Raw genomic sequence first — 17,498 nt, 5'->3', positions numbered from 1 at the left:
TATAAAGAGTTATTTTATTTTAATGTGCTGATGAGCTAATATGCTAATGTGCTAATTTCTGTAATGCCATTAGCACATTGGCACATTTTCATATTAACTCATTATTTTAGTCGAGTGTTACGCTCAAGCAGAGACCACGCATTTCGTGGAGCAACACGTTCAACGATTCAGGGATACCCGGCTGTGGCATAGGCTCGCCTTTCACGATTGCTTCGTATGCTTTCGAACGTCCGTTCACGTCGTCGGATTTGATAGTCAATATCTCGCGAAGGATATTGGCCGCACCGAATGCTTCGAGTGCCCAAACCTCCATCTCTCCGAAACGTTGTCCCCCGAATTGCGCCTTACCTCCAAGAGGTTGTTGCGTAATGAGCGAGTAAGGACCGATAGAACGTGCGTGCATCTTGTCTTCGACCATGTGACCGAGTTTCAGCATGTAGATAATACCTACTGTTGCGTGCTGGTCGAACTGGTCGCCCGAGCCACCGTCGAATAAACGAACTTTACCGTAACGCGGAACGTTGGCTTTGTCTGTCCAGGCATTCAAATCGTCGAGGCTTGCTCCGTCGAAGATAGGGGTTGCAAACTTCACTCCAAGTTCTTTACCTGCCCATCCCAATACGGTTTCGAAAATCTGACCAAGGTTCATACGCGAAGGCACCCCGAGTGGGTTCAACACGATGTCGACAGGTGTTCCGTCCGGTAAGAACGGCATATCTTCCTGACGGACGATACGCGAAACGATACCTTTGTTACCGTGACGTCCTGCCATTTTATCACCTACCTGTATCTTACGTTTCTTAGCGATATATACTTTGGCAATCTGTACGATACCTGATGGCAATTCGTCTCCGATAGTCAGGTCGAAACGTTTACGTTTCAACTCGGCATCGAGTTCTTTATATTTGCGCAGGAAGTTTACGATCACATCGCGAATCAAACCGTTTTTGTGCTCGTCTGTTGTCCAGCCGCTCACTTGGATTGTTTCGTAGTCGATGTTTTCCAACGCTCCTTTGGCAAATTTCGAACCTTTCGGTATGATGTCTACATTGAGATAGTCTTTTACACCTTGCGAAGTTTTACCTTCGGTCAGTTTCAACAGCTTGTCAACCAATACGGTTTTCACTGCTGCAAACTTCTCATCGTACTCTTCGTCCAATTTAGGAAGCAATGCTTTGCTCGAAAGTTTTGTTTTACCTTTCTTATTGGCTTTAGAGAAGAGATTTGTTCCGATTACTACCCCTTTGAGCGATGGAGAGGCTTTCAACGAAGCGTCTTTCACATCCCCTGCTTTATCACCGAAGATTGCACGAAGCAATTTTTCTTCCGGCGACGGATCAGATTCTCCTTTAGGTGTAATCTTACCGATAAGGATATCGCCCGGAGCAACACGCGCACCGATGCGGATAATTCCTCTTTCGTCCAAATCTTTTGTAGCTTCTTCGCTCACGTTCGGGATGTCGGAAGTCAATTCCTCTACCCCACGCTTCGTATCACGTACTTCGAGCGAGAACTCTTCGACGTGTACCGAAGTAAAGATATCTTCGCGAACGATGCGCTCATTCAGCACAATCGCATCCTCGAAGTTGTATCCTTTCCAAGGCATGAAGGCTACTTTCAGGTTCTTACCGATGGCCAATTCTCCGTCTTCTGTCGAATAACCTTCGGTAAGGATTTGACCTGCCACTACTCTGTCGCCTTTGGCGCAAACAGGGCGAAGGTCAATTGTTGTATTCTGGTTCGTCTTACGGAATTTAGGGATTTCATAAGTCTTGACAGCATCGTCGAAGCTTACAAATTCTTCATCATCCGTACGATCATATTTGATTTTGATTGTACTTGCATCTACATACACAACTTCTCCTGCTCCTTCGGACACGATTTGTGTGCGCGAGTCGCGGATCAGCTGTCCTTCGATACCTGTACCTACGATAGGCGCTTCGGTACGCAACAAAGGAACTGCCTGACGCATCATATTCGATCCCATCAATGCACGGTTGGCATCGTCATGTTCCAGGAATGGAATCAACGAAGCGGCAATGGATGCAATCTGTGTAGGCGATACGTCCATCAATTCTACTTCGTCAGGCGATACAACCGGATAGTCTGCATCCTGACGGGCTTTTACACGCGAATTGATAAATGTTCCGTTATCGTTCAACGGCGCATTACCTTGTGCTATGATCTTGTCTTCTTCTTCTTCGGCAGCCAGATAAACGATACCATTTTCCGAGAGGTCAACTTTTTTGTTAGCAACCTTACGGTAAGGTGTTTCGATAAATCCGAGGTCATTTATTTTCGCATACACGCAAAGAGACGAAATCAGACCGATATTCGGACCTTCCGGCGTTTCAATCGGACAAAGACGACCATAGTGTGTATAGTGAACGTCACGCACCTCGAAACCTGCTCTTTCGCGCGAAAGACCGCCCGGTCCGAGTGCCGACATACGGCGTTTGTGCGTAATCTCAGCCAGTGGATTGGTTTGATCCATGAATTGAGAAAGCGCATTCGTACCGAAGAATGTATTTACAACCGAAGATATTGTTTTTGCATTAATCAAGTCTATTGGCGTAAACACCTCGTTATCACGCACGTTCATACGTTCGCGGATGATACGTGCCATACGGTTCAATCCTACACCAAACTGGTTGTACAATTGCTCACCTACGGTACGCACACGACGGTTGCTCAAGTGGTCGATATCGTCGACAATCGCTTTCGAGTTAATCAACTCGATAAGGTATTTGATGATTTCGATGATATCTTCTTTTGTCAATACGCGGATGTCATCCGGTGTAGACAAACTCAGTTTTTTGTTCAGGCGATAACGTCCTACTTCTCCCAAATCGTAACGTTTTTCGGAGAAGAAGAGATTGTTTATCACCTCGCGTGCACTGGTATCGTCGGCAGGTTCGGCGCTGCGAAGCTGACGGTAGATATGGCGCACTGCATCAATCTCAGAGTTGCTCGGGTCTTTTTGCAATGTATTGTAGATAATCGCAAAATCCGATTGGTTCTGAGCTTCTTTGTGCAATAATATAGTAGAAACACCCGATTCGAGAATCAAATCGAAATGGTCTTTCGATAACACAGTTTCGCGTTCGAGAATAACCTCATTACGTTCAATAGACGTTACCTCGCCGGTATCTTCGTCAACAAAGTCTTCCATCCACGTGCGCAGAATACGCGCAGCAAGTTTCCGGTTTTCAGCCTTCTTGATACTTTGTTTAGTAACCTTGAATTCTTCGGCTAAATCGAAAATCTCCAATATATCCCTGTCGCTCTCGTAACCGATGGCACGGAGAAGCGTTGTTACAGGTAATTTCTTTTTACGGTCGATATAAGCATACATCACATTGTTGATGTCGGTTGCGAATTCGATCCATGACCCTTTGAAAGGTATTATACGTGCCGAATAAAGCTTGGTACCATTGGCATGCATCGTCTGACCGAAGAATACACCGGGCGAACGGTGCAATTGCGATACTACGACACGCTCGGCTCCGTTTATCACAAACGTACCTTTTTCGGTCATGTACGGAATCAATCCTAAATACACATCCTGTATAACGGTGTCGAAGTCTTCGTGGTCAGGGTCGGTACAATACAGTTTTAGTTTCGCTTTTAACGGAACACTATATGTCAATCCTCTTTCGAGACATTCTTCTATTGTATAACGTGGGGGGTCTATAAAGTAATCCAAGAACTCGAGCACGAAGTTGTTTCGTGTATCGGCAATTGGGAAGTTTTCGGCGAAAACTTCATATAGTCCTTCCTTTTTTCTTTTTTCTGGTGGAGTATCAAGTTGTAAAAAGTCTCTGAACGACTTTAACTGCACTTCAAGGAAATCCGGATAAGGAAGCGGATTCTTGATTGAGGCAAAATTAACTCTTTGATTTGTTTTTGTTGAAGACATGGAAAAACCAATTTTATTGAACCTAATGATATTTGACGCGAAAAGGTTAAGAATCCTCGTTGAGGAAGATTCTTAACCATAGTATCCTAGTTTAGAGGACTTTGCTTACTTAAGTTCAACTTCAGCTCCTGCTTCTTCCAATGATTTTTTCAATGCTTCAGCCTCGTCTTTGCTCACTCCTTTTTTGATTTCACCCGGAGCTGCATCTACTAGATCTTTAGCTTCTTTCAAACCAAGTCCTGCTGCTTCTTTAACTGCTTTTACAACAGCCAATTTGTTAGCACCAGCTGACTTCAATACTACATCGAATGAAGATTTTTCTTCTGCCGCTTCTGCTGCACCACCAGCTGCTGGTCCTGCAACTGCAACTGCTGCCGCTGCTGGTTCGATACCGTATTCAGTCTTAAGAACTTCAGCAAGTTCGCTTACCTCTTTTACTGTCAAGTTTACTAGTTGTTCTGCAATAGCTTTGATATCTGCCATTTTTTTATAATTTAAAATGTTATTGAATTTATTTTTACTTGATTATTTTTTAGATAGAGTTTCCAAAACTCCATGGATGGTATTTCCACCCGATTGTAGAGCCGAAACAACGTTCTTGATTGGCGATTGAAGCAATCCGATAACTTCTCCGAGGAGTTCTGTCTTGCTCTTGATATTTACCAATGCCGGTAGTTGTTCTTTTCCTACATAGAAACTTTCCTGAACATATGCCGCTTTCAAAGCCGGAATTTCAGCGTCTTTTCCTGCAAACTGCTTGATGATTTTGGCAGGTGCATTAGCGACATTCGAAAACATGATAGCAGTATTACCTTTCAGTGCTGTATATAGTTCCGAATAGTCTCCTTCGAGCGATTCCAAGGCTTTTTTGAGCAGTGTATTCTTCACTACCATCAGTTGCACTTCCTGCTTAGCGCATTCGCGTCTGAGGTCGCTTGTTTTCACTGCATTAAGCGATTCGATATTTGTCAGATAAAAGTTGTCGTATTGCTTGATAGTTTCTGCAATAGTTTCTATAATAGCGCCTTTTTCTTCCTTTCTCATAATTCCAATTCTTAATTAGTTTTCAACTGATTTAGGGTCGATTTTAATACCCGGACTCATAGTACTCGAAAGGGCGATGCTCTTAACATAAGTTCCTTTTGCAGAAGACGGTTTCAACTTCATAAGTGTTGCTATAAACTCTTTCGCGTTATCTTTTAACTGCTCCGGAGTGAAAGATATTTTACCTATTGAAGTGTGAACGATACCAGCTTTGTCAACTTTGAAGTCAATCTTACCTGATTTTACTTCCTGTACAGCTTTTGCTACATCCACAGTTACAGTACCACTCTTAGGGTTAGGCATCAGGCCACGAGGTCCTAATACACGTCCAAGAGCACCTACTTTACCCATGATAGCAGGCTGAGTGATGATAACATCGATATCAGTCCAACCGCTTTTGATCTTTTCAATATATTCATCCAATCCAACGTAGTCAGCTCCAGCTTCTTTAGCTGCCGCTTCGGCGTCAGGGGAACATAATACCAAAACTCTTACTTGCTTTCCTGTTCCGTGAGGAAGTGATACTACACCTCTCACCATCTGGTTAGCTTTGCGCGGGTCTACACCGAGACGAACATCAATATCGACAGATGCGTCGAATTTGGTTGTCGTAATCTCTTTTACCAACGCAGCAGCTTCGCTTAGAGTATATTGCTTCCCTGCTTCAATCTTGCTGAATGCTAACTTCTGATTTTTTGTAAGTTTACCCATTGTCTCAATTGAAGTTTAATTATTTAACATCAGGAAATTCACCTTTCACGGCGACACCCATACTCCTTGCTGTACCAGCAACCATTTTCATAGCTGATTCCATCGTAAAGCAGTTCAAATCCGACATTTTTTCTTCGGCAATTGCTTTCACCTGATCCCATGTTATCTCAGCTACTTTTTTACGGTTAGGTTCTGCCGAACCGCCTTTAACTTTAGAAGCTTCGAGCAACATCACCGGAACTGGCGATTGTTTTACGATAAAATCGAAAGACTTATCAGCATAGTAAGTAATCACCACTGGCAATACTTTACCTGCTTTGTCTTGAGTTCTGGCATTGAATTGCTTGCAGAAATCCATGATGTTGATTCCTTTCGAACCCAATGCAGGTCCTACGGGAGGTGATGGATTTGCTGCACCGCCTTTAATTTGTAATTTTAATTGTCCAGCAATTTCTTTAGCCATTTTGTTTCTAATTTTTGAGTTTAAAAATTTTAAACGATGAACAACCTAACCGCGTAACCAGTTATTATTGTTCTTTTTCGACCTGCATGTAATTCAATTCGAGCGGAGTTTTCCGTCCGAATATCTTTACCATTACTTTGAGTTTCTTCTTCTCTGCGTTCACCTCTTCAATGATACCCGAGAATCCCGAGAAAGGACCGTTGGTCACCTTCACATTTTCGCCCACAATGTACTCGATGTCCATTTCGGCATCTTGCTCGTCCAATTCGTCCATAGTACCGAGGATACGGTTCACTTCCGACTGGCGTAGCGGTTGCGGGTTTTGTGTATCAGGCAAAAATCCGGCAACAAAGTTGATGTTGCGGAGTTCATGAATGACGTCTCCCGTCAGAGCAGCTTCTATCAATATGTAACCGGGAAGGTAAGCACGCTCTTTGAGCACTTTCTTTCCGTTACGCATGGTATAAGTTTTCTCTGTCGGAATAAGAACTTGAGAAATATATTTTCCCAGTTCGGATTTCCGCATCTCCATTTCAAGATATTCCTTCACCTTGGTTTCTTTGCCGCTAACAGCACGCAAAACATACCATTTTTTTTCGATTTCAGACATAACTTAGTTTTTGGTTTGCAGAAGCCCGTAGAAAAATTTCAGAATAGCCTCAAATGCAGAATCGACTCCCCAAACGATTAATGCCATAATGATGGAAGCAATCAGGACAAGAACCGCGCTATTGGTGAGTTCGGCCCTGGAAGGCCAAGTTACCTTATATACAAGTTCGTTATAAGAATCTTTTACGTAATTAATTATTTTTTTCATTGACTCTGTTTCTGATATTCAGTCATTGAGATTTATTGCACGGGCGGAGAGATTCGAACTCCCGACATTTGGTTTTGGAGACCAACGCTCTACCACTGAACTACGCCCGTAAATAAAGCCGGTTTGTTTTACCGAACCGGCTTTTGACATTGAGTATTAGTCAAGAATTTCTGTAATCTGACCAGCACCTACTGTACGTCCACCTTCGCGGATAGCGAAACGGAGACCTACGTTACATGCTACAGGGTAGATAAGCTCAACTGTGATAGTCAAGTTATCACCTGGCATTACCATGTCAGTTCCTTCCGGCAAAGTGATTTCACCAGTCACGTCCAATGTACGGAGGTAGAACTGAGGACGGTATTTGTTGTGGAATGGAGTGTGACGTCCACCTTCTTCTTTTTTCAGGATATAAACCTCAGCTTTCACTTTAGTGTGAGGAGTTACTTTTCCTGGGTGAGTGATTACCATACCACGTTTGATTTCTTCTTTGTCGATACCACGAAGCAAAAGACCTACGTTGTCACCAGCCTGACCTTCGTCAAGGATTTTACGGAACATTTCTACTCCTGTAACAACTGATTTTTTATTTTCTGCTCCAAGACCGATGATAGCAACTTCTTCACCAGTTTTGATGATACCTGTTTCGATACGACCTGTTGCTACTGTACCACGACCTGTGATAGAGAACACGTCTTCAACCGGCATAAGGAATGGTTTGTCAACGTCGCGTTGTGGAAGTGGAATCCAAGTATCAACATTGTTCATCAATTCCATTACTTGCTCAACCCATTGTTCAACACCGTTCAATGCTCCAAGAGCAGAACCGCGGATAACAGGAGTATTGTCGCCATCGAAATCGTAGAATGAAAGAAGCTCACGCATTTCCATTTCTACCAATTCCAACATTTCTTCGTCTTCAACGATATCGCATTTGTTCATAAACACAACCAGACGAGGTACGTTTACCTGACGTGCAAGAAGGATGTGCTCACGAGTTTGAGGCATCGGACCATCTGTAGCTGCAACAACGATGATAGCACCGTCCATTTGAGCAGCACCGGTAACCATGTTTTTCACATAGTCGGCGTGTCCCGGACAGTCAACGTGTGCGTAGTGACGGTTAGCTGTCTCATATTCTACGTGTGAAGTGTTGATTGTGATACCACGTTCCTTTTCTTCCGGAGCGTTATCGATTTGATCAAATGATCTTGCTTCAGAAAGACCTTTGTCTGCCAATACTTTAGTAATAGCTGCAGTCAAAGTAGTTTTACCGTGGTCAACGTGACCGATTGTACCGATATTTACGTGTGGTTTCGACCGGTTAAAATGTTCTTTTGCCATAATTACTTTTTATTATTTAGTTAGAATATGTTTAATAAATTCTTTTTAATCAAAAATAGAGCCCATGACGGGATTTGAACCCGTGACCTCTTCCTTACCAAGGAAGTGCTCTACCCCTGAGCTACATTGGCTTGTTTCGCTACTTTCTGAGCCTCTTGTCGGATTCGAACCAACGACCCCGAGATTACAAATCACGTGCTCTGGCCAGCTGAGCTAAAGAGGCATAAACTCCTAATTCTGTCGTTATTACGCTTTTTTACGGAGCGAAACGGCGACAAAATTAGGAATTATTTTTTACAATCACAACACTTTAGGTATTTATTTTTGTCCATCCCGAACTTTTAAGAGTATTATCTGTTGCAAATGCAAACGGATTCCGATATACACAGAATCCGTAAGCACTAAACTATATGGTTAAGCGGTAATCAGTTCCGCTCTTTTTCTTTTGCTTTTACAACCTGTTTTTCCAATGCTTCGACGCAATGGGTGATAGCTTCTTCGAAGGTGTCGGCCACTTTATTGGCAAACAGTTCTCCGTTTTTAATATTCAGCTTCACCGAAGCATCTTTGTTATTAGCCACTTCGGGCTTTACGACTTTCAAGATAACTTCGGCATCCAAGATAGAATCCGAATATTTACCGAGCTTGTTTACCTTCTTTTCAATAAACTCCTTCAAATGTGATGCAGCTTCAAAGTGCACTGACTGAATCTGAATGTTCATAGTTTGGTCCTCCTTTTTCATTTTTTGGCTCGTGGATGAGCCTGTTTATATATTTTCTTTAGTTCTTCGAATGATGTATGTGTATAAACCTCCGTCGAGGCTAAGCTCGAATGACCGAGCAATTCTTTTACTGCATTAATATCCGCCCCGTTATTCAGCATACCCGTAGCAAACGAGTGCCGCAACACGTGCGGGCTTGTTTTCGACAAGGTCGGAACCGACTCCAGTACACCTGTCACTATTCTGTGCACAAGCATCGGATAGAGTTGCCCGCCATTAGTCCTAACAAAGAGATAACCCGAAAGGTTTTCTACTTCGCTGTCGCGCACCTGCATATATTCCATTATCTGGGCTACAAGCTTATCACTCATCGGAATCAGCCGCTGCTTGTTCCGCTTTCCTGTGACTTTCAGCATTCGCGCCGAGAAGTCGACATCTACATCCTGCAAGCCTATCAATTCGGCCCGCCGCATACCTGTGTCATAGAAAAGCTCCATCATCAGGCGGTTGCGGATAGACTCGAAGGTATTTTCCGCATCTTCTTCGTCCAGCAAGTGTTCCATATCCCCGTCGTTGACAAAGGAAGGGATAGGCTTTTTAGCCTTAGGGCCTACTACTTTCCGCAAAGGGTTGGCTTTCAACTCCCCTATGCGCAGCAGATAGCGGATAAAGGATTTCAGCGCGCTAAGCTTCCGGTTGACAGAACGGGCGGATAAACCCGCCTCCATCAGCGAGACAATCCAACGGCGGACAATGTCGCCATCGACAGCAGCCACATCGGACTGCCCGAGTTCGGACTCGACAAAGACCGAAAACTGGCGCAGGTCTTCTGAATAAGAAATCTCCGTACGGGGGGAGTAATTCCTCTCATAACGGAGATATCTGAGATATTTTTCTATTAACTGCGTCATCGCGTCTCTATGATTAATAGCCCTCTGACGAAGTTAAGGAATAAATTCTAAATGCGCAATAAATTTATTGTTCTTCCGAACGGTGCATTTGTTGAACGTAAATAGCATGCAATCTTTTCTTACGGTTTGTTACCGAAGGCTTTTCGAATGCCTGACGACGACGCAATTCTTTTACAACACCTGTTTTTTCGTATTTTCTTTTAAATTTTTTTAGGGCTTTTTCGATATTTTCGCCCTCTTTCAAAGGTACAATAATCATAGTTTAAATGTATTTTTATTTTGTTTTACTTATTTTCTAAATTAAAAAAAACCGTGTGGATACTCCACAAAAATCACAAGTTAACTGTTTAAATGAAATCTCCTGAACACCGCTACGTGAGCGACATCTGACAAATTATATCCTATGTATTGTTCAAAAGATCATTAAACCTCCCTTCTATTTTTCGGGGTGCAAATATACAGTTTAATTCTTTTAACTCCAAGTTTTTATAAAAAATAATAAAGGAAACATTCGTGTTACTTTCGTGTTACCCTACTGTCACCTTTGTACCCCGGAATCAGATTCATTATGAACCAATTAAAGAAAAAGGTATACATGCAAAATAGCATTTTTTTACTGTGGTTACTTTTTATTTTCTTACCATAGCATTTTTGTCATGCTGAGCCTTTGGCGAAGCATCTCGTGTCGTCTATGTTGTTGACTGATAACTGCTCTCTGTTAACTGTATCACCACCCCCTCCAACCTCCCCCACAAGGGGAGGCTATTATATAGATAAAGTTATTTACTTTTTATTTCACCCCCTCTTATGGGAGGGGGCAGGGGGAGGTGGGTTAGTCTTTCTTGCAGCGAACTGGGTAGAGGGGAACTTTCCCTGCCTTAATCCGGCCGACCTGCATGATCAGACTGGAGATGGAGATGGGCGCGGTGCTTCGGCACCAACCATGAGTGTTGTCGCCGGCACTTGCTGACCAGAAAGGTGCAATCTCACCAAACGTGCCGGCCGAGCCATTGGCGCCTACAAGCAGAGCATCAAATCCCCCTTGCGCCGCAGAAAGACTTTTTCCGCCAGGGGAACCGAGAGTACTGCCAGGGGGAGCGCATTCGCTTTTCATCACTACACCGTGGCCTTTAGCGCTGGTAGAACCTCGCCAGCTGGGAATTGTCTCCCAACTGCTCTGCCAGATGGTTGGTGCGAAATCGTCGCTACCATCGTCTTTGTACTGGCTGTACAGGTGTGCATTGTTGTAGAGTTCTTTTTCCAATTCGTTCCATTCTCTATCCGAAGGGACATGCCAGTTGACAGGGCAAATACCCCGGATTTTTCCATCTTTTGCGTTCAGCGACGATTCTTTCACAGTTTCCACCTCATTTGCACCGGGTGTGCTACCCGATACTTGCCCCTGATCGACTGTCGAAGTGTTCTCTCCATTAGTCGCGGCAGGCCAGTTGTAGGCGATACCTATGCGAGGCTCCCAGTCGGCTTCTGCTTGCAGAGCATTGTAGGGTGGGTTTGCGGAGCCGTCGCCCTTCCATGGGTAGCACCAGTATTTAGCAGTGTAAGGAGCGGGAGCTGCTACGGCTGTATGCGTAAACCCAGTGAAGCCATCAGCTGCTTTGGGAATATAGCGCAGGTTCTCCAACATCCAGTCGCCGGCTATTGCGCCGAAGTTGCGGTAACGGTAGGTATTGTTGTCGCGTGGGTCGGTGAAGGTATGTACTTCCGGAGAAGGCTCAGGCTTCTTGCCCAAGTATTGCCATTCCGCACCATCGAAAACATAGAGGCCTTTGTAGATAGGTTCAGGCATGGCGCATTTGTCAGCCTTGGTATTGTATACGGCCAGTGCCGTATGATCAGCCAGTATCCAGTTGCCTGTTCCGCCGATGGATGCCGCCAGTTCCGCTCCATTGGTGGGCTTCAGTTTAATTAACTCCACCCGTGGCATATTCAATCCGTGAGTGGTCGTTGCTCCTTCCGTGAGGTCTAATAATGCGCCGACACGAGGAGGTGTACTGCTCCCGATCGTCACCTGCGCTTGCAGGGCGGTTGCTGTTGTGAATAAGGCTAACAGAATGATAGCCTGTGTCAAGATTTTCTGTTTCATGTTATATAAAGAATTAACCACCTCCCCCTGCCCCCTCCTATAGAGGGGGTAACAGAAAAAGATGAAGTGAATAATAAGTTTGATTGAGCCCCACCAAACCTCCCCGTGGGGGAGGCTAAGGGAAGGATATATTTTCGTTTTTTATTGAATGGTGGTGCAAACCCATTTCCCCCTCTGGGGGATAAAGGGGGCTGGTTATTGTCATCCCGAGTGGATACGAGGGAGCTCTTTCGTTTTTTGTGTAGGGGCAGACCTGTGTGTCCGCCCGATATATCGGTTTGCGAGCGCACACATACATGTATATCCTTTTTAATTGCCTTCACTTTTAAGTGGAGGGACAAGAAGAGCAGGATACAAAGGGCTTTAGCCAAATCCCTTTTGACTAAAGTCATAGTTAGGGCATATGCTCTATACCCACGCCTTAAAAGACGTGGCAACATTAGACTGTTATCCGTCGACTGCTTGCTGTTAACTTTGTCATCCCGAGCGAAGGCGAGGGAGCTCGTTATAGCTTTGTAGGGGGCAATAAATATTGCCCCGTATATACCCGCTTGAGCAGGCATATATTCTGTTTTCACGGGCGAATATTTATTGGCTCGCCTACGCTTCGCCGAACGATGTTTCGCCCCTACATTAATTTTGTTCACTGTTGACTGATAACTGCTGACTGAAAGACAGCCCCTCGCTCCCCCTCTTGTGGAGGGGGCTGGGGGGAGGTAGGTATGGCTGTCGCAGCCGGAAATACCCCTGACATTAACACAAGCATATTTTTCAGTAGACGAGTTACAAGTTACGAGTGACGAGTAGAGGCAAAGCCATGCAGCAGTTCGCAAGCTATCCCTTGTAACTCGTAACTGTGCAAAGCACGAAGTAACTGCCCGAAGGGCGAAGTAACTTTTTCTAAAAAAATTCTTATCTGGAAATTTGGATAAATCCCACGAAAACGTTATATTACGTGTGTGTGTGTGTGTGTGTGTGTTGGAATTTCGCTACCAGCAAGCATACTGGTAGAAAGCAAGTTGACTAAAAAAGTAGCATATAATTCTAATGCTTTCATCAATCTTATAATGAAGTGATAACACCGCAAATGTAACTATATTCTTTCGAATCGACAAAATAAAAAACAGAACCTTTTCACTCAATAGATAATAATTCATCTATTTTCCGATGCCAACCCGAATAATCGAAACGGACGACCGCCTCATCCAAGTGGGCACTATAACGGACGCTCAACGTAGGGTCGACGAGCACCGATTTCATTCCTTCATACACCCCTTCGCCACTATTGGCAACCAAAATTCCATACTTGCCACCATCCACAATATCGGCAGGGCCTCCACAATCGGTCGCAATAACAGGCGTTTTCAAAGCCATTGCCTCGAGCAGCGTCAGCGAAAAGCTTTCGCGTTCCGAGACGCACAACAGCCAGTTACTCTGCAAGATATAAGGAAACGGATTATCTACCCGCCCAAGCAAAGAGACAGTCTCGCCCAAACCTTGCTGTTGCAATGTTTGCTTCATTTCGGGACTATCCAATCCTTCCCCCAAGATGTACACATGAAAATCATAACCATCCTGTTTCAGGCGGTCAGCAGCACGCAACAGGCGGTCGGTACGTTTTTCGGGTGAAAGGCGCGTAATCAGGATAAAATTAGTCCGGCTTTGCGGCAGAGGCACTATCGGCTCTTTCGCCTTTTCCGTTATCTGCGACAGGTCTATCGCATTGTATATGATACGGATATCCTGCTTAGGCATTTTGCCGTCGTGCAACACATCCAAATAAGCATTGAGAGCAGCCTGCGAGACACAAACGACCGTATCGAAACGGTCATACGAACGTTGCACCGTCCGCAATTGCCACTTATTCAGCCAGACTGCCAGACGCTCTTTTAACGAACGGATTTCATACTGCCTGCGATAGAGGATATTGTGTATCCAGAGCAATTTAGGCACTTTCATCTTACTGAAAATGCGGGCATAAAAAGTCTCCTTAAAACAAATAACATGGTCGTAATCGCTCGCTTTGATACCTTTCAGCCAATTGAATAGCCGCGGATAAAAGACCATCAAAGTCTCGCCTATTTTCCGCTTCATCCGCGAAGAGGCAGATGCGTATATATAGCGGATTTTCACGGCTGAACCGACCTGCGAAAGAAGGACATTTTTCTCCGATTGCTGTGGCAGAAGAAGCGTAACTTCGCATCCCTTAGCTACCAGATGATTCAATAAATCGACAAGGAGTTTTTCAGTTCCTCCCATCTCGAGGCTATCGTTGAATATCAGTATCCGCTTCATCGGCTGTATAGTTTATTGGGTTATTATCTTGATTAGCCCGTCTATCCAATAATCCTCGCTATTGAGGCAAGGCACATAGGTGAGCGATTTGCCTCCGTTGCGGAGAAAAATCTCGCGGGCAGCAATCTTTATATCGTAGAGTGTTTCCAGATTGTCGCAGGCAAATCCGGGGCTGACTATCAGAATATCCTTCACCCCTTCGGAGGCGATTTCTTTCATCGTCTCGTCCAGAAAGGGTTGCAGCCATTTGCTTCCGACAGCCGAAGAAAAAACAATCCTGTTATGCAACATATCCAACCCCAACTGCTTCTGCACGAGCATAACCGTCTCTTTCAACTGGTACACATAATCGAACTCCTTGCCTTTCTTCCAGCCTTTTTCCACATGGCTAAGCGGGAGGCTGTGATAGTTGAACAAAAGCATATCGTATCGCTTTTGCAAGAAAGGCGATAAACTACTGCAAAGGGCTTCGATATAGGCAGGATGACTATAATAAGGCTTTATAAAATTCAAGCGGAAAGGATAAGGCTTATCCATAAAAATCCGCCCTATCTCATCCACCGTTGTCTGGTACGACGATTCGGCATATTGAGGAAACAGCGGCACAACAATCACCTCGTGAATATCGCTTCCGGCTTCTTCGAACGACTTCAATGCCGAAGCTATATCCGGTTCGCCATAGCGCATGGCTACCCGCACGGGCATCTCCGTCCGCTTCTCCAATTTAGCGGCAAGCTGTTGCATATGATAGAGCAAAGGGGCTGCATGATGCTCCTCGTCCCAAATTAACGAATATTTCCGGGCAGATGCAAACTGGCGGAAAGGGACAATCAGCCCTTTGACCAGAATAGGACGAAACCAGTCGGGCACAGTCATCAGCAAGGGATCGGAAAGCATAGCGGTGACAAACGCCGCTACATCTTTGCGATGCTTACTTCGGGGGCTGCCCGTATTTACCAGTAATATTCCTTGCATCGTTTTTCGCAATCATTTATACTTCAGAATAAAGCAATCCCCCCTTGGGTAACAAAGAGTAATATTGACTGATAACTGTTGACCGATAAGCGTATCAGGCATGCGTTTCGAGTAGAAGCACATTGCCCTGAGGCTCGATAGTTACATTTTCCGTATCGGCAGGAATCAAAACTGATTCTCCTTGTTTAACGCTCAGTTCGTTGCCTTTGTTGTCCCGTATCGTACAAGCGCCACCCATACAGATAAAGATAACGAACGAATCTATTGCCGAATAATCGCGCGAAAGATTTTTGGTCAGTTCCAGTAAATCTGTCGTGAAGTATTTACACTCGACAAGTTCTACCGGCAGGTTTTCTTTCTTTTCGTAATGCGTACGGTAATCGTCATGCATCGTATAGTCGATAGCATCTTTCGCCTCCTCGGTGTGCAGTTCGCGCGGTTTGCCGTCTACACCCAAACGGTTGTAATCGTAGATGCGATAAGTGATATTCGATGTCTGCTGAATTTCGGCTACAAATGTTCCCGCGCCGATAGCATGTACACGTCCGGCAGGCAGGAAAAATACGTCGCCTTTCTTCACCTCATATTTTTTCAGATAATCCATAAAGGTATTATCCCCGATGCTTTTCACATAGCTATCAGGCGTCATTTGTTTGGCAAAACCCGAATAAAGGGTTGCTCCCTGACTGGCATTCACGACATACCACATTTCCGTTTTACCGAACGAGTTATGGCGTTTTTTGGCAAGTTCGTCATCGGGGTGCACCTGAATAGACAAGTCGTCGCGGGCATCGATAAACTTAATCAGCAACGGAAAAGTAGCGCCGAATGCATCAAAGACACGCTTACCGACCAACTGCCCTTTATATTCTTCGATCAGTTTGTCGAGCGGCTGCCCTTTGAGTTCGCCATTGGCTACCACCGAGATATTGCCTTCGACACCTGATACTTCCCAACTCTCGCCGATACCTTTTTGCTCGGGTGTTATGCCCTTGAACTGGCATATTTCATCGCCTCCCCAGATAATAGACTTGAGGATGGGTTCAAATTTTAGCGGATATAATTTCATCTGATTTTGTATTTAAATTGGTTTCTTGAGATAACAAAGATACTTATTTTTTATATATGATAAATTAGACCTATTTAAGCCTAAACAAAAACAGAATCTATATTTTTTTCTTTTGCAGCTATTTTTTTTTAAAAAATCATATATTTGCACAATTATTAATATTAAGAAGACACAATTATGAAAACTTTCAAACTTTTCGCATTCATTACCTTATCAACAATTATTTCTATTTTATTTATTTTCAATCAATCTTGTAGCACTGAGAATGAGCCATCATCTCCACCCAAAAGAACAATTGAAGAAAAGACCGCTTTCTTAGAAAAAACTGCCATTGTTGGAAAAGAGCACAATGAGAATATGGACAAAATATTAGAAAGCCTAAAAGACGCTAAATATTCTTTTAATAAAGACAATGTAAAAGATATTGCATATTCAAAAACTTGTACAGTCTTAAATATAGAAGAAGAATCTAACATCTTAAAATCTGCGACTAATTCATATACTCTTAAAGATTTCTTTTCTGTGGATAAGAACTTTGGCCATCTATTTACAAACAATAGACAAAAAGCTATTGAAGAATTTCATATATCTGAAGAACTGAATATATTAGTTCTAAAATTATTTGAAGTTTGTGGGCAATATACATTACCAGAATCGGAATTTAATAGTAAAATTAAAGAATTAGAAGAAGAAGCATTCGAAGTGCTAACTGATAATGACCTTATCATATTCTTATCTGGGACATCAGTAGCTTGTGCATCACACAAATACTGGAGTGAAAATGCGTCTTTATGGTATCAAACGATAACAGGAGAGGAAAACATAACTAAATCAACTAATCCTTATGATCATTGGATTATGGACGGATTAGTCAAATGTGATGTAACTGGAGCTATAACAGGCGGAATTGCGGGAGGATTAGGCGGAATATTAGTAGGTGGTGTAGGCGCAGTACCTGGGGCAATAGGAGGCGCATTAATTGGTGGCTGCGCAGGATCTGTTGGTGCTATGCTTGATAATATTTGGGATAGATATTTCTAATTGAGATATGAAAAAGTTCTTTATATTTTTTTTAATACTTTCTCCAATACTCTATTTCCTTATCAACATACTCACTGGAGAAC

16 protein-coding genes and 3 tRNA genes are annotated in these 17,498 nt (G+C 43.7%); 1 reads left to right on the top strand and 18 read right to left on the bottom strand.

Annotation, left to right across the window (positions count from 1 at the left end):
* Positions 1-106 precede the first annotated feature (106 nt).
* From rpoB to D0T66_RS09225, 18 genes are all read right to left on the bottom strand, one after another.
* Positions 107-3,919 carry a DNA-directed RNA polymerase subunit beta gene (rpoB, locus tag D0T66_RS09310; RefSeq protein ID WP_163357012.1) on the bottom strand — a complete coding sequence of 1,271 codons (3,813 nt, stop codon included), beginning with the start codon at positions 3,917-3,919 and terminating at the stop codon, positions 107-109.
* Between the two features lie 105 nt (positions 3,920-4,024).
* Entirely contained in the window at positions 4,025-4,402 is a 378-nt protein-coding gene (gene rplL / locus D0T66_RS09305; RefSeq protein WP_163357011.1) for a 50S ribosomal protein L7/L12, read from the bottom strand.
* Positions 4,403-4,444: 42 nt separating this feature from the next.
* Positions 4,445-4,963, bottom strand: a complete 519-nt coding sequence (gene rplJ / locus D0T66_RS09300; RefSeq protein WP_163357010.1) for a 50S ribosomal protein L10 — start codon at positions 4,961-4,963, stop codon at positions 4,445-4,447.
* A gap of 15 nt (positions 4,964-4,978) precedes the next feature.
* Positions 4,979-5,674: a 50S ribosomal protein L1 gene (rplA, locus tag D0T66_RS09295; RefSeq protein WP_163357009.1), complete on the bottom strand. Its 696-nt coding sequence runs from the start codon at positions 5,672-5,674 to the stop codon at positions 4,979-4,981.
* 19 nt (positions 5,675-5,693) lie between these two features.
* Positions 5,694-6,137, bottom strand: a complete 444-nt coding sequence (gene rplK / locus D0T66_RS09290; RefSeq protein WP_163357008.1) for a 50S ribosomal protein L11 — start codon at positions 6,135-6,137, stop codon at positions 5,694-5,696.
* 64 nt (positions 6,138-6,201) lie between these two features.
* On the bottom strand, positions 6,202-6,747 hold the full coding sequence (nusG, locus tag D0T66_RS09285; RefSeq protein WP_163357007.1) for a transcription termination/antitermination protein NusG: 546 nt from the start codon (positions 6,745-6,747) through the stop codon (positions 6,202-6,204).
* 3 nt (positions 6,748-6,750) lie between these two features.
* Positions 6,751-6,954, bottom strand: coding sequence for a preprotein translocase subunit SecE (secE, locus tag D0T66_RS09280; RefSeq protein ID WP_163357006.1), 204 nt, complete (start codon positions 6,952-6,954; stop codon positions 6,751-6,753).
* 38 nt (positions 6,955-6,992) lie between these two features.
* Positions 6,993-7,064 (bottom strand) — tRNA-Trp (locus D0T66_RS09275).
* 46 nt (positions 7,065-7,110) lie between these two features.
* On the bottom strand, positions 7,111-8,298 hold the full coding sequence (gene tuf, locus D0T66_RS09270) for an elongation factor Tu (RefSeq protein ID WP_163357005.1): 1,188 nt from the start codon (positions 8,296-8,298) through the stop codon (positions 7,111-7,113).
* 59 nt (positions 8,299-8,357) lie between these two features.
* Positions 8,358-8,429, bottom strand: a tRNA-Thr gene (locus D0T66_RS09265).
* Positions 8,430-8,447: 18 nt separating this feature from the next.
* A tRNA-Thr gene (locus D0T66_RS09260) sits at positions 8,448-8,521 on the bottom strand.
* Positions 8,522-8,723: 202 nt separating this feature from the next.
* Complete coding sequence (gene hpf, locus D0T66_RS09255; RefSeq protein ID WP_163357004.1) at positions 8,724-9,020, bottom strand: ribosome hibernation-promoting factor, HPF/YfiA family; 297 nt, start codon at positions 9,018-9,020, stop codon at positions 8,724-8,726.
* A gap of 17 nt (positions 9,021-9,037) precedes the next feature.
* Positions 9,038-9,931 (bottom strand): tyrosine recombinase XerC, encoded by an 894-nt coding sequence (gene xerC, locus D0T66_RS09250; RefSeq protein ID WP_163357003.1) that lies wholly within the window; start codon positions 9,929-9,931, stop codon positions 9,038-9,040.
* Positions 9,932-9,995: 64 nt separating this feature from the next.
* Positions 9,996-10,190, bottom strand: a complete 195-nt coding sequence (gene rpsU, locus D0T66_RS09245; protein WP_163357002.1) for a 30S ribosomal protein S21 — start codon at positions 10,188-10,190, stop codon at positions 9,996-9,998.
* Positions 10,191-10,763: 573 nt separating this feature from the next.
* Positions 10,764-12,035 carry an FISUMP domain-containing protein gene (locus tag D0T66_RS09240; protein WP_163357001.1) on the bottom strand — a complete coding sequence of 424 codons (1,272 nt, stop codon included), beginning with the start codon at positions 12,033-12,035 and terminating at the stop codon, positions 10,764-10,766.
* 1,134 nt (positions 12,036-13,169) lie between these two features.
* Positions 13,170-14,330 carry a glycosyltransferase gene (locus tag D0T66_RS09235; protein ID WP_163357000.1) on the bottom strand — a complete coding sequence of 387 codons (1,161 nt, stop codon included), beginning with the start codon at positions 14,328-14,330 and terminating at the stop codon, positions 13,170-13,172.
* A 12-nt stretch (positions 14,331-14,342) separates the two neighbouring features.
* Positions 14,343-15,305, bottom strand: coding sequence for a ferrochelatase (hemH, locus tag D0T66_RS09230; protein WP_163356999.1), 963 nt, complete (start codon positions 15,303-15,305; stop codon positions 14,343-14,345).
* Between the two features lie 94 nt (positions 15,306-15,399).
* Positions 15,400-16,374 carry a type I phosphomannose isomerase catalytic subunit gene (locus tag D0T66_RS09225; RefSeq protein ID WP_163356998.1) on the bottom strand — a complete coding sequence of 325 codons (975 nt, stop codon included), beginning with the start codon at positions 16,372-16,374 and terminating at the stop codon, positions 15,400-15,402.
* Between the two features lie 177 nt (positions 16,375-16,551).
* On the opposite strand from D0T66_RS09225, the gene D0T66_RS09220 reads away from it, so the two are divergent.
* On the top strand, positions 16,552-17,415 hold the full coding sequence (locus D0T66_RS09220) for a hypothetical protein (RefSeq protein WP_163356997.1): 864 nt from the start codon (positions 16,552-16,554) through the stop codon (positions 17,413-17,415).
* The last annotated feature ends 83 nt before the right edge of the window (positions 17,416-17,498 follow it).

It is taken from the genome of Dysgonomonas sp. 25 (genome assembly GCF_010501075.1).
Lineage (GTDB): Bacteria > Bacteroidota > Bacteroidia > Bacteroidales > Dysgonomonadaceae > Dysgonomonas.
The sequence above is the reverse complement of the archived record's forward strand: the minus strand, read 5'-3'. Positions and strand labels throughout refer to the sequence as shown.